We start from the raw sequence: 13,352 nt of genomic DNA on the forward strand, positions 1-13,352 counted from the left end.
GATTCAAAGATTAGCAACCGCTTTCTAAGTTTAATAAAAGCATCCGCATGTTTAACTATAGTCCTTAACGGTTACAGTTACTGTGGAAGCGAAGAAAAGCTAAATCAATATAAATCGACTAAACATAAAAAAGGAGTTTTTACATCATGCGTAACCAATTAAAACATTACATCAATGGCGAATGGGTTGAATCAACAGGTTCAGAAACACATGAAGTAATCAATCCAGCAACAGAAGAAGTGATCGGTAAAGTTAGTCTTGGAACAAAGGAAGATTTAGATAAAGCGGTGAAAGCAGCACGTGCGGCATTCCCTTCTTTCTCACAAACAAGCCGAGAAGAACGTGTGAAAATGCTTGAAGACATTGCGGAGGAATATGCCAACCGTAAAGAAGAAATCATTGACGTGATTACACAAGAACTCGGTTCTCCACGTTCAATTTCAGAGAAAGTTCATTACAACATGGGCTACCAGCATTTCTCCGAAGCAGCAAAAGCATTGAAAGAGTATTCTTTCTCAGAAGATCGTGGCGATCATACAATCTTTAAAGAGCCCGTTGGCGTCAGTGGCCTTATCACGCCATGGAACTTCCCAACAAACCAATCGTCAACGAAAATTGCGAGCGCATTTGCAGCAGGAAGCACAGTTGTCTTAAAGCCTGCTGAAATTACACCATTTGCGGCGATTATCTTAACAGAAATCTTTGATAAAGTAGGCGTGCCAAAAGGTGTGTTTAACCTTGTGAACGGAACAGGTGAGACGATTGGTGACGGCATTAGCTCACATCCTGATATCGACTTTGTATCTTTCACTGGTTCAGCAGGTGTTGGTGAAAAAGTAATGAAGAACGCTGCAGAAACGATCAAGACAGTAGCACTTGAACTTGGAGGCAAATCTCCATTTGTCATGCTAGAAGATGCAGATATTACTAAAGCGGCTAAAGCTGCGGTTAGCCATATTGCAACAAACTCCGGTCAGGTTTGCTCGGCGGGGACTCGAATGATCATTCCAGCTTCTCGAAAAGAAGAATTTGAAGAAGCTGTGAAAAACGTACTTCCGGAATTCCCAGTAGGTGATCCTAATGGAAACAACTATGTAGGACCACTTGTTTCTGAAAAGCAATGGAATACCGTGCAGTCTTACATTCAAAAGGGAATTGACGAAGGCGCGACACTCATTGCAGGTGGAACTGGTAAACCAGAAGGTCTGGAGAAAGGCTACTATGCAAAACCAACCATCTTTACAGATGTGAAAAATGACATGGTGATTGCACAAGAAGAGATCTTTGGTCCTGTTATGTCAATCATCACATATGAAACAATTGATGAAGCGATCGAAATTGCAAACGACGTTGTTTACGGGCTTGCTGGTTATGTCTTTGGTGAAGATAAAGAAACACTTCGCAAAGTGGCAACAAGCATCCGTGCCGGTCGTATTAAAGTGAACAATGCTGATATGGACTTCTCAGCACCATTCGGTGGATACAAGCAATCTGGTATTGGCCGTGAGTGGGGGGACTTTGGAATTGAAGAGTACCTTGAAACAAAAGCAGTACTAGGATTCCCGTCTTAAGTAAAATTAATAAAGTATGAAAAAGAGCAGTTGCCATAAGGGCAGCTGCTCTTTTTGGTTTGGATGTAGATAAAAATAGGCGCAAATCACTGATTTAGGTTTGTCATGAAACAATTGAAGCATCTTTTTAATTTTGCTCAAAACACCATTTTAAACTGAAGAAATGATAAATTTGTTTTGTATGAATTTAGGAGGTGTGAGATGTTTCTCTTGTTTTTGATCGTGGCGAGCAGCGTAGTTGGACTTTTATTGTTGTCCTTGCATGAAATCGGGCACATCATTGGTTTTGGTATGATTGTAGGTTGCTTGCTTCGAGGGCTATATTTACTTCATGAGATTAATCGAAAGCTTGATTTAAGAAAGAAATAAGTTTTGTAAGTTGAGTAGTTTAAGACCGAACTGTGTTGTTCCTATAAATAATTTACATATCATCATCAAGATTTTACCATCCAGCGATCTGGAATACCATTTTATGTTAAAGTTTAAAGGAAATAAGTATTCTATTAAAATGTGAATCAATAGGGGGCTGTGTTTTGACGAAAAGAATTTATTTTCTTCACGGGTTTATGGGGACAGGGGATTTACACTTTGAGCATCAGAAAGCTTTTTTTGAACGTGATATGGAGGTCGTAGCATTTTCCTTACCAGGTCATGGTCATTCAACTATTCCTGCATGTGAAAACTATTTTGAAAGTGCTTTAGAGTGGGTAATGGAGGAAGTAAAAAACAAAGGACCAGGGTATGTTGTTGGATTATCTTTAGGTGCTTCATTAGCCATCCATCTAGCCATAAAATGGCCGGAACTTGTAAAGGGCGCAGTTTTAACAGGCTATACCCCGTTTATACCGGACGATTTAAAGAGCATTATGGAAGAGCAATATACATATTTCAATAACATTCAAGAAAACGATGAAGAGACTGCCGCTTCTTTTAAGCAAATTCACGGCGATAAATGGTTCGATACGTTACAGAAAGTAAATAAAATAATGACTTTTCATTATCCGAGCGTTTCAGAAAATGAGATTGCTGAACTTGAAGTACCGCTTATGGTGCTTAACGGAGGAAATGAGCTTTATGAAGTAGAAGCTATTCAATTTTTGAAAAGAAGCAATGATAAAATAAACGTTGGACTAATTCCTGATGCTGGTCATACGGCCAATATGGATCAACCTGATCTATATAACAGCATGGTTCAACAGTTTATTAACAAATGAGGTAGAGGTGTTCAATTGAGTGAGTTTATTCTGCAAAAAGAATCAGCAAGGTTAGTAATCAGACCATTAAAAATGGAAGACTATCAAAACTGGTTACGGGAATTTAATGCAAGGCATCCTTCGCAACACGCCTATGATCCTGGGAAGATGGATATGAGTCAGTGTACAGAAGAGTGGTTTAGAGACTTAGTGAATAAGCACCAAGAATTAGCCATAAATGATACAGCCCACGTGTTTGGTGTTTTTCATATAGAAGATGGCACCCATATTGGAATGGTTGATTTTTCAACGTTAGCAAGAATGAATTTTCAATGGGCACGGATCGGCTATACGATCCATAATCAGTATTGGCGAAAAGGATATGGCAAAGAAGCGGTGAGCGCAGCGCTTCAGATTGCTTTTCATGATCTTGGTTTTCATCGCATCGAAGCCCATATTAACCTGGATAACAGTCCATCGACTAAGCTAGCCCAAAGTGTGGGCATGGTGTATGAGGGTGTGAGGAAAGGATTCATTTATGAGGATGAGAAGTGGACGGATCAATTGGTTTATGCAATGACTGCTGAAAAAGAAATAGAATAACAAAAAGACCATCCTTTTACCCAGGATGGTCTCTTCCGTCTAAATAGCATCATGCTTTTCTTCTAAATTATTTTTCGCTAACGAACGCTTGATCAAGGTAGCTCCTACAAATACAGAAATGAGTAGGGCAGCAACGATGATAAGGAATAGAACGTTAGAAGATAGAAGTTCAATCAAGCCACCGAGAAGGAGTCCAACTACACCGAAATCTGAATCTCCGAACGTCGTTCCTTGAAATCCAAGTGAACCAAGCACTGGCAGAAGTAGTGCTGGTAAGAAACTGATGATTACACCATTAGCCATCGAGCCAAATACTGCTCCTTTACGCCCGCCAGTCGCATTACCGAATACGCCAGCTGCGGCACCGGTAAAGAAGTGAGGCACAAGACCTGGGACAATCACTTTTAGACCTAAGATCGGTAGAAGGAACATGCTGAGAAGTCCTGCGACAAAGCTAAAGAAGAAACCGATGATGACCGCATTGTTTGCGAATGGGAACACAGATGGAGCATCAAGTGCTGGAATCGCATTTGGTACGATTTTATCTGCAATTCCTTTAAAGGCTGGCACAATCTCAGATAGGAGCATTCTTACACCAGCTAAAATGATGTACACTCCAGCTGCAAACGTTAACGCTTGCATAAATGAGAAGACTAAGAAGTTTGTTCCACCGCTTAGCTCGGATTCGATGAACGCAGGCCCTGTGAAAAGAGCGACTACGAAGAAGAGAATCGCCATCGTGAGAGAAACGGATACAGATGTGTCTCGCAAGAAATTAAAAGACTTAGGTACTTTAATTTCCTCAGTAGATTTAGAGTTTTTACCAACTGCTTTTCCGACAGCAGCTGCGATTAGATAACCGAACGAGCCAAAGTGGCCGATTGCGAAATCATCGCTACCTGTAATTTTTCTTGTGTAAGGTTGCAGTAGGGCAGGTAAGAGGACCATCAGAGAACCTAGAATAATTGAACCAGTGACGATCATGGTTACGCTGCTAAAGCCACCAGTTGAAAGAATAACAGCAATCAGACATGCCATGAACATGGTGTGATGACCAGTTAAGAAGATATACTTAAAAGGGGTAATGCGTGCTAGAAGAATGTTTGCTACCATTCCGAAAAGCATAATCATCGCTGTTTCTGCGCCGAACGCATCCTGTGCTAATGCAACAATCGCTTCATTATTCGGAATGATTCCTTGAATTTCAAAAGCGTGATCAAACATACTACTAAAGTTATTAAGGGAGGCGACAAGCACACCAGCGCCTGCCCCCAGAATGACAAATCCCATGATCGTTTTTAATGTACCTGATATAACATTTGCGACGTCTTTCTTTTGAAGAAGGAGACCAATAAGGGCAAATAACCCTACAAGAATCGCCGGTGTTCCTAGAATATCTTTCATTATAAGATCGACCATGATGTTATGCCCCTTTCAAATTTGCTTCAATCGCCGTCCTTAGTTCCTTTTTATCCATTAAATTATTTAGCTTAATGAAATTTCGCTTGCCGTCTTCTAGATTTTCAACAATCTCCGTTGAGCCTAAGAAGTAATCGGCGTTCTCAGATTTACTAGTTGTAAGATCTGTATGATCAACCTCAGCTTCAATTCCAAGCTCGTTTAGAATGCTTTTCACGTTCATTTCTACGATAAAGCTGCTTCCTAATCCATTACCACATACAACAAGAATTTTTTTCATTTTTATTCTCTCCCTTAGTTTGAGTATTTTGATACGAGTTTAATAATTTCTTCTTTTTCCTCTGCACCATAAATCTTTTCTAGGTTTTCTTCTTCTGACAGCAGCTCCGAAAGTTGAGCGAGAGCTTTTAGGTGCGTTTCGTTATCTACTGCAGCGAGTACGATTAACAACTTTACCTGATGCTTTTCTTTAGATGAAAAGGGAACCTCTTGATCTAATCGAAGCAAGCTCATACCAACCGTATTCACACCTTCTTCTGGACGGGCATGAGGAATAGCGATTCCTGGAGCGATGACTACATAAGGCCCCAAATCTTCTACATTTTTGATCATAGCATCGATATAAGAAGAGGTAATTTGCTCTGTCGCAAGGAGGGGCATAGCTGCTGTTTTGATCGCTTCTTTCCAATCTGCTGTCTGCGTAGCAAATTGAATGGTTTCTTCATGTAGTAAGTCATTTAACATAGGTCGTTCAAACCTTTCTATTGATAAGCTGGTTGGTGATGGAGCAAATAACTGATGTAATTCATTTCTTAGTTCTTTCTCATTCGTAATCGTGCCATGTTTTTTCATGATTTCAACGATCATATCTGGGTTCAAGTCAGTTTCTTCATGAGAAGTTGTTTGTACTTCCTCCATCCAATGAAGGATTTTCTCTTTTCCCTGCTGTGTCAAAATGGGATTCACCGTTAAGACAGGTAACGTGTCATGTTCCAATGGTGATGTTGAGAAGACATAATCCACGTCGTAGTGGTTTTGTATGAATTGTCTTCTTGATACTGTCCCGATGACTTCCACATTTGTGAGAAGCTTTTCAAGCTGTCCTCTTAAAATATTTGATGTACCAATCCCTTTTTCACAAACAATAATCGCTTTTCCGAACGTCACTTCCGGAAGCTCTTCCTTCTGCATCCATGCTCCAAAGTGCATCGCTAGATAAGCGAGCTCATCATCTGGTAGCTTTTGAGACATCATCAATTCGATCGGCCAAACTGCACGTTTCGTAATGGAAAAGACATCTGGATATTCCTGTTGTACCGACTCTGTTAGTTCGTTTGTAATTGGAACATGATATTTCAATCGATAGTACGTTGGTTTAAGGTGAAGAAAAAGAGCTTCCTCTAGTTCATTGCGCTGTTCGAATAAGACACAAGCGTAAACTTGAAATTCATTAACGATCTCTCTAACAACTTTTCTAAGCTTGTTACTTTCAAGACTACCAACAGTGCCTACTTCAGAATAATTGACCCTTGAGCCAAGAAGGTGCATCGTGATAAAACCTATCTCATCCATTGATAGTGAGAGTTTGAATTGAACTTCTAATTCTTTTGCAATGCTCTTTGCTGCTTCAAATTCTCTCGTTGAACAAACAGCGTGTTTTTCATCTGGATCGAGCTGGATGCGATGCTCGCCTTTCAAACGTTGAAGAAGAACGACAAGCTGAATGGCTAGAACATGGATCGTATCGTCCGTTAGCTCTACTTTTAGAATCGGCTCAGCATTCATAATGATTTGCTTCATCGGTATGAGGTGTGAATAGGTGTGTTCATCACCATTCTTTAAGAGCGGATAAAGAAAATTCGTCATTTCGGTTAATTGTCCATTGGTGAGAACCTCGGACAGAAAACGACTCAATATTCTCCTCTTGTTTTCCTCTTTACCTTCCACTACATAGCCGGTTGTTCTTTCAAATTGTAAAGTTAATGTTTCCTCGGCCAGAACTTTTTTAACAAGCTTTAGATCTTTAGCGACTGTGCCGCGACTTACTTGAGTACGTTCCATAAAGTTCTGCATAAAGACTGCCTTATCGTTTGTTAAGAGTTCAACGCCAATTAAGGTGATGCGTTCCGGTTGAGAATAGTGGTACTGCCATTCTTTTAGTTCCTTCATCAATTTAGGAACGGTCTGTTTGGTCTCTTCAGAGAGATAGTATCCCATTCCTTGTTTTGTTTGGATAATGGGTAGCTTGTTCTCATCTAGCCAATCGTTAATTTTTTGTAGGTCATAATGAACAGTTCGTTTTGATATTCCTAATTGGTCAATGACATGATCAACCGTAACTAACTCTGTTGCATTCACGAGCTTTGTTAGTAAAAATGTGCTTCTTTCATCAAGTGACATGGAGATCTCCAACTCCCTTACAATTGCAAAATGATACGGATGAAACAAATCATGATTTGATATTGCTAAGTATATAGGCGATAGGGTTAATATGAAAGGGTTTGCAATGTGTTGTTTTTGTATTTTGTCAATTTGCAAAAGTGAACAGATGTGAAATTGGAATGTGTTTGAAGAGAGAAATTCGAATCAAATTCTAGAAAGAACCGTATATGTATGGAGTCAGTAGATTAACAAATAGGTAGGTGATATACTAACCAAAGAATTAAAAGAATCGATTCATTCTTTGGTTTTTCCACCCCCAATTTTCCTAGAACCTTTTTAGATAATAGTCTTATAACTTCGCTTTATAAGGAGATGGAATACTTATGAACATATCCCAAGAAAACTTTGGAACGTTAAATGGTCAGGATGTAACATTATTTAAGTTGCAAACGAAAAGTGGTTTTGAAATTTCTTGTATTGATTATGGTTGCATTATTACTCGCATTCTCAGCCCAAATAAGAATGGACAACTTGAAAATATAGTACTGGGTTATGACACCCTGGAAGAGTATCTAACTTGTTCCAATTATTTTGGGGCCGTTATTGGGAGAGTAGCTGGAAGAATTGAAGGCGGTTCCTTTGAATTGGGTGGAAAAGAATTTCAATTACATAAAAACGATGCTAACAACCATCTTCATGGAGGCAGTAGAGGGTTTAATAGCGCAATTTGGGATGCCAAAGTGATTCAAAATCATCAGGATGAGGGGACTATTGAATTTAAATATCATAGTGCTGATGGAGAAGAAGGTTATCCGGGCAATGTAGAAGTTGTTGTACGTTATACATTAAACAATCAAGATGAATTAACGATTCATTACAGTGCTACTTCTGACAAAGATACGATCATGAATTTAACAAACCACACTTATTTTAATTTAAGTGGGGATTTGAAGGAAGATGTGTTGAATCATTCTTTAAAGTTGAAAAGCAATTACTACCTAGAGTTAAACCGTGACATGATACCGACTGGAAAGCTATTAAATGTGCAGGGAACGTCTTTTGATTTTCGAGAGGGGAAAAAATTGAGTGAGGGTGTGAATAATCCTCATGAGCAGAATTTATTAGTAGGTGAAGGGTATGACCATCCTTTTATCCTTGAAGATCATCAAGAAATTGTATTAAGTTCTGCAGGACGGAAGCTGACCGTTGCTACGAGCGAGCCTTGTGTTGTGCTATATACAGGCAACAGCATAAGTGAAGGTTTCAAAATAAGAGAGGTTCCTTCAAAAAAATATTTAGGGGTATGTCTCGAGACGCAAAAACATCCCAATGCTATTAATCAACCAGAATTTCCGTCTGTTGTGCTAAGTGAAAACACACCATATGAATCAAAAACATGCTATAAATTTCAAACTAGGTAACCATAAATCCTCATCAAGTCCTTTTATATACAATGGTGTTAAAAGTACTATTTGTATCTCATATAGGATCTATCTTGATGTTATTGGAATCTTTTCTGATTCGTTATAGTTTGTCTCTCAAAACCAAGAAGCCTTTTATTCGGAGGCTCCTTGGTTTTTTATATAAAAATGTTTCGATTTATACAAACTGGGAAATCAAGGTATAGGTGAAAGAAACTGGTGATTACGAAAACCATCAGGTAGTTCCATACATAATGTAACGTCAGATCCCTAGCCTTCTCTTGCCAAAAAAATGAATTGGAGTGTTTGGATGTTAAAGAAGTTAGCCCCACTATCGTTAGCAGCAGTTGTTTTTGTAGGTGCCCCGTTTCACACCTCTGCAAAGGAAATGAGTGCGACGGACATTCTAAAGCAGTCGAATGAAGCAATGACTGAAATCGAGAGCTATTCTACAAAAACAAATATGGAACAATCGATTCCTCTTAAAGGTGAAACGATGTCCATTTCTAGCGAATCTGAAGCGGACATAACGCTGAAGCCTTTCGCAATGCATCAGGTTGTGACAACACAATCGCCTGAGGAAGGTGAAGTCTCACTAGAGTCTTATTGGACAGAGGAAGGTTTCTACCAGGAAGATCCTGAAAAGGGCTGGATTAAGATGCCTGAAGAACTGACGCAAGGTTTAGAAGAGCTTCAAAGCATGACGATGGTGGAAGGCCAGATGTCGCAAGCCGAAGAACTTGGTGAAGAGATGAGCGTTGAAGAAACTGGCGAAGGATTCGTTTTAACATATGAGGGCGACGGCAAGACGTTAATGGAAGCATCTATGAAAATGTTTGAAGAGAGTATGTCAGGTGAAGACTCCGGGTCAATGAAAGGACTTATGGAGCAGATGACGATTAATGATTTTAACTATGAAGTGACGATCGATAAAGAGACTTATTACATGAAGCAATTATCAATGGACATTGATATGGTTATGGAAATCGAGGGAGAAAGCATGAATATGACTCAATCGATGGAAATGTCGGTAGACAACTATAACGGTGTTGATGAAATTACCGTTCCAGCTAATGTGATTGATTCGGCGAAGCCATTGGAGGGCGGACAAATGCCTGAAACGGCTACTGCCAATCCTATGCTTGCCTTAGGTGGAGCGTCTCTAGCTGTAATAGCAGGTGGCCTATTGGTTTTCAGAAGGAAAACACGTACTCAATAATCTATTGTGAAGAACCGCAAAGCATGATGCGGTTTTTTCCCTTTCTATAGGACGAGCAATTGAGGTGGAGAAATGAACAAAGTTTATGTTGTTTTGATGTGTGCAGGTCTATTTATAGCAGCCTTCTATGGCTATGAGTGGTGGCAGTCCACGCAAGCAGTTGAGCAAGTAGATGCTGAAGAGACGGAGCAGTGGAATACCGAAGAAGCAAGCACAGTTCAGGAAATAGAAACGACTAGTAGCCAATCAAAAGAGCAAGACGTGATAATGACTAATGAAATAAATGCTAATGAGAAGGGCGAGGAAGTTGGTCGACTAATTATCCCTGCAATTGAAAAAGGATTTACTACTTATTGGGGAACAGATGAAGAAACGTTAAGTCAAGGTGTTGGGATGTACGTAAGTCAGTATACAACGACACCTGATCAGGGCCGCCATACCGTATTAAGTGGACATCGGGACACCGTTTTCACTGGTTTGAATAATGTTCAGAAAGATGATCCAATCTTTTTTGAATTCGATGGAAAACGATATGAGTACATCGTTGTCGGAATAAAGGTTGTTGATGAGGACGACAGGACGGTTATTGTCGACAAAGAAGAGGCGACATTAACGTTAACGACGTGCTATCCTTTTGAATTCATTGGGCACGCCCCTGAACGATATGTGATTCAATCTGAACTAGTGAACGTGATGGATATGTAGGTAACCCCGCCAGATAAACGAATGAAGCATATAAAAAAGTCCTGCCGTCTAGCAGGACTTTTTTATATGCGGGAAAGGGATGTAGAGGGTCGTAAACGCGGTCTGATCTCCTGGACAAGATGATCGCCTTTTCCTAATTCATTTAATTGTAATAAAGTATGCGCAATGTTTTCTTCTACTTCATACGTTAGTCCTGTGTTGTAATCAATTAGAAAATACATCTTTCCATCTTCAACTGTTCCGGATAAGAGCTCGTACTTATCGTATTCAAAATGGACCTCTGTTCCGTATTGCGTCATCTCAAGGTACGTTTCGAAAGGGGTGACGGGGAATACTTCTAATTTACTCATGTTCATCCTCCAGCTATTTTAATAGATTTTAATAAGCAGTCTATCCGAGTTTATCCTTCTCTATACATGAAAAAAGAGATTTAAAGAATGAAAGTTTTGTAGAGTGGGTTAAGCTCAGATATTTGGAGGTTAAAGCTAACATTTTGACTTATAGCTTATAGTGCTGTATCTTATTTCCTAGTAATTATATACGAATAATTCACATTCCTTTATTAGGAGGGAAATCATGAAGAATGTAATGAGAGGCTATTTGAATGCTTCGTTAATAGTAAAAATCACCGTTGCGCTAGTTCTCGGTATTATAGTTGGTCTTGTTTTTGGCAAGGATGCGGCCATTCTCGCTCCGCTTGGAGATTTATTAATTAAATTGCTATCGTTTCTTATTATCCCATTAATTCTATTTACATTGATTGTTGGTGTCAATCAAACGAAATTGAATAATCTCGGCCGTATGGGAGGTAAGGTGTTTCTATACTATGTTTTAACGTCTGCTTTAGCTATCATCGTTGGACTAACAGTAGCGACGTTATTTAATCCAGGTACAGGATTATCAATCGATCCTAACCAATCATTTGACGTTCCGGATAATCTTGGGATTGTAAGTGTTCTTTTAAATATCGTGCCATCAAACATCGTTACAGCGTTTAACGAGATGAACCTACTTGGAATTATTTTTACTGCTTTTGCTTTTGGTATCGCGATTTCTGCGCTGCGAAACTCAGAAGAACACGGTCAGCTCGGTGAGCACCTATATAAAGTAGTTGAAGGCTTGAATGAAGCGACTTTTAAAATTATGAATGTGATTCTGCAGTATGTTCCAATCGGGATTTTTGCAATCATTGCGAAAACAATTGGAAATCAGGGGTTGGATACGATTCTCTCGCTCGGAAACATGATAGCTGTCCTTTATATTGCTTTAATTGTACAGATCGGAATATATGTACTGTTCTTGCTATTATTCAAAGTAAGTCCGAAAGAATTTTTTAGTAATGCAAGTAAGCCGATGATCACCGCTTTTGTTACGCAAAGTAGCTCTGGCACATTGCCACTTACGATGAACGCGGCGAAAGGGCTAGGGGTTTCGAAAAGTTTATATAGTTTTAGTTTGCCACTAGGTGCCACGATTAATATGGATGGAGCGGCAATCCGAATTGCGATATCTGCGGTGTTCGCTGCAAATGTCGTTGGCTCGCCGCTAAGCTTTACAGACATGTTGATGGTCGTTATCGTTGGAACACTTGCCTCAATTGGTACAGCAGGTGTCCCTGGTGCAGGAATCGTCATGATCGCCACCGTGTTTGCTCAGGTTGGGTTACCGATGGAAACCGTTGCTTTATTAACAGCCGTGGATGCCTTAGTTGGAATGGGTGCCACTGGTCTTAATGTAACGGGAGATCTTGTTGGTGCTTCGATTATTAATCGAAAAGAAAGATTGGCAAAAGGGAAGACAGCTGAGTAATAAAAAGTCGGGCGATGCCTGGCTTTTTATTTTGGGCTAAATTTTATCTTAAAAAGGATAAAGACGATAGTGCCTGTATTTGTATCCGCTTCCTAAAAAACTTATAGGCTAAATCTTACCCCGGTGTAAGAATAATCCATTTACTTTTAAGAATCTAAATATTAAGATAACAATAACTTTAGAGCTTTCATGCAGAAAAGGAAATGGGGGATACGGGTGTCAGATCAACTTAAGGGGATTTGGAAAGATTGGAGATTGCATTTACTTGTGTTTGGAATTGTTGCATTAACAGAATGGATTGGCGTTTTTCAATTTACAGTAGGGCCAGGCGTTATTCTATTATTGCCAATGCTGTACGCCATGCTTATTGGACTCGGTCTGTTTTTTACACCAGTTGTTAAAAAAGCGCAGGCGCTTCATGCTGAACCGTTAATTGTGCTTGGTGTAACGTTACTTATCGCAAAAATCGGCGTGATTATTGGACCGTCTCTACCGAAATTAATCGAAGCAGGTCCCGCTTTGCTTCTGCAGGAATTCGGAAATTTAGGTACGATATTCATTGCTTTGCCAATTGCTGTTTTTCTTGGACTGAAGAGAGAAAGCATTGGCATGGCGCATTCTGTAGCAAGAGAGCCAAACGTTGGGCTGATTGTTGATAAATATGGCTTTAATTCACCTGAAGGACGAGGGGTTATGGCCATTTATATATTTGGTACAGTCTTTGGGGCAGTATTTATGGGAGTGATATCTGGGTTCCTTGCGACAATTACACCGCTCCATCCATTATCGTTCGCAATGGCTTCTGGGATTGGAAGTGGAAGTATGATGGCCGCTGCAAGTGGTTCGCTCGTTGCTGCTTTTCCTGCATTTTCAGACGACATTATTGCATTTGCAGGTGCGAGCAATTTGCTGTCGCTCTCAACAGGCTTATACATGAGCATTTTCATAGGTCTTCCTTTAACAGAAAAAATGTATCAGCTGCTAACAAAAGAAAAGTCACCTCAGGCGAGCATGAGGAAAGGAGCATAAG

13 protein-coding genes are annotated in these 13,352 nt (G+C 39.8%); 9 read left to right on the forward strand and 4 right to left on the reverse strand.

The window, feature by feature from the left end:
• The first annotated feature begins 146 nt into the window (after positions 1 to 146).
• The 4 genes from ACIFPW_RS15195 (at position 147) to ACIFPW_RS15210 (ending at position 3,367) form a co-directional block, all read left to right on the forward strand.
• Entirely contained in the window at positions 147 to 1,571 is a 1,425-nt protein-coding gene (locus ACIFPW_RS15195) for an aldehyde dehydrogenase family protein (RefSeq protein WP_430245503.1), read from the forward strand.
• Between the two features lie 201 nt (positions 1,572 to 1,772).
• Positions 1,773 to 1,940 carry a hypothetical protein gene (locus ACIFPW_RS15200; protein WP_430245505.1) on the forward strand — a complete coding sequence of 56 codons (168 nt, stop codon included), beginning with the start codon at positions 1,773 to 1,775 and terminating at the stop codon, positions 1,938 to 1,940.
• A 164-nt stretch (positions 1,941 to 2,104) separates the two neighbouring features.
• Positions 2,105 to 2,785: an alpha/beta fold hydrolase gene (locus tag ACIFPW_RS15205; RefSeq protein ID WP_430245507.1), complete on the forward strand. Its 681-nt coding sequence runs from the start codon at positions 2,105 to 2,107 to the stop codon at positions 2,783 to 2,785.
• A 15-nt stretch (positions 2,786 to 2,800) separates the two neighbouring features.
• The gene (locus ACIFPW_RS15210; protein WP_430245509.1) at positions 2,801 to 3,367 is read left to right on the forward strand and encodes a GNAT family N-acetyltransferase; all 567 of its coding nucleotides are present in this window, start codon (positions 2,801 to 2,803) and stop codon (positions 3,365 to 3,367) included.
• Between the two features lie 39 nt (positions 3,368 to 3,406).
• Here ACIFPW_RS15210 and ACIFPW_RS15215 read toward each other — a convergent pair whose 3' ends face one another.
• From ACIFPW_RS15215 to ACIFPW_RS15225, 3 genes are read right to left on the reverse strand one after another with little or no spacing between them, the layout of a single operon-like run.
• Positions 3,407 to 4,786, reverse strand: a complete 1,380-nt coding sequence (locus ACIFPW_RS15215; protein ID WP_430245511.1) for a PTS ascorbate transporter subunit IIC — start codon at positions 4,784 to 4,786, stop codon at positions 3,407 to 3,409.
• 4 nt (positions 4,787 to 4,790) lie between these two features.
• Positions 4,791 to 5,066: a PTS sugar transporter subunit IIB gene (locus ACIFPW_RS15220; protein WP_430245513.1), complete on the reverse strand. Its 276-nt coding sequence runs from the start codon at positions 5,064 to 5,066 to the stop codon at positions 4,791 to 4,793.
• A gap of 14 nt (positions 5,067 to 5,080) precedes the next feature.
• Positions 5,081 to 7,186, reverse strand: a complete 2,106-nt coding sequence (locus tag ACIFPW_RS15225; protein ID WP_430245515.1) for a BglG family transcription antiterminator — start codon at positions 7,184 to 7,186, stop codon at positions 5,081 to 5,083.
• Between the two features lie 365 nt (positions 7,187 to 7,551).
• Between ACIFPW_RS15225 and ACIFPW_RS15230 the strand changes: the two genes are divergently transcribed.
• From ACIFPW_RS15230 to ACIFPW_RS15240, 3 genes are all read left to right on the forward strand, one after another.
• Positions 7,552 to 8,589 (forward strand): aldose epimerase family protein, encoded by a 1,038-nt coding sequence (locus ACIFPW_RS15230; RefSeq protein WP_430245517.1) that lies wholly within the window; start codon positions 7,552 to 7,554, stop codon positions 8,587 to 8,589.
• A gap of 310 nt (positions 8,590 to 8,899) precedes the next feature.
• Positions 8,900 to 9,808, forward strand: a complete 909-nt coding sequence (locus tag ACIFPW_RS15235) for a DUF6612 family protein (RefSeq protein ID WP_430245519.1) — start codon at positions 8,900 to 8,902, stop codon at positions 9,806 to 9,808.
• Between the two features lie 72 nt (positions 9,809 to 9,880).
• On the forward strand, positions 9,881 to 10,513 hold the full coding sequence (locus ACIFPW_RS15240) for a class D sortase (RefSeq protein WP_430245520.1): 633 nt from the start codon (positions 9,881 to 9,883) through the stop codon (positions 10,511 to 10,513).
• Between the two features lie 62 nt (positions 10,514 to 10,575).
• On the opposite strand, the gene ACIFPW_RS15245 is transcribed toward ACIFPW_RS15240, so the two are convergent.
• The gene (locus ACIFPW_RS15245; protein WP_194218238.1) at positions 10,576 to 10,863 is read right to left on the reverse strand and encodes a hypothetical protein; all 288 of its coding nucleotides are present in this window, start codon (positions 10,861 to 10,863) and stop codon (positions 10,576 to 10,578) included.
• Between the two features lie 226 nt (positions 10,864 to 11,089).
• Between ACIFPW_RS15245 and ACIFPW_RS15250 the strand changes: the two genes are divergently transcribed.
• Together ACIFPW_RS15250 and ACIFPW_RS15255 are read left to right on the forward strand one after the other, a co-directional pair.
• Positions 11,090 to 12,322 carry a dicarboxylate/amino acid:cation symporter gene (locus ACIFPW_RS15250; RefSeq protein ID WP_430245522.1) on the forward strand — a complete coding sequence of 411 codons (1,233 nt, stop codon included), beginning with the start codon at positions 11,090 to 11,092 and terminating at the stop codon, positions 12,320 to 12,322.
• 216 nt (positions 12,323 to 12,538) lie between these two features.
• A complete protein-coding gene (locus ACIFPW_RS15255) occupies positions 12,539 to 13,351 on the forward strand; it encodes a DUF3100 domain-containing protein (protein WP_430245523.1) in 813 nt (270 codons plus the stop codon).
• Position 13,352 lies beyond the last annotated feature (1 nt).

Source organism: Pseudalkalibacillus sp. NRS-1564, from assembly GCF_050467905.1.
In the GTDB taxonomy this organism is placed as follows: domain Bacteria; phylum Bacillota; class Bacilli; order Bacillales; family Guptibacillaceae; genus Guptibacillus; species Guptibacillus hwajinpoensis_B.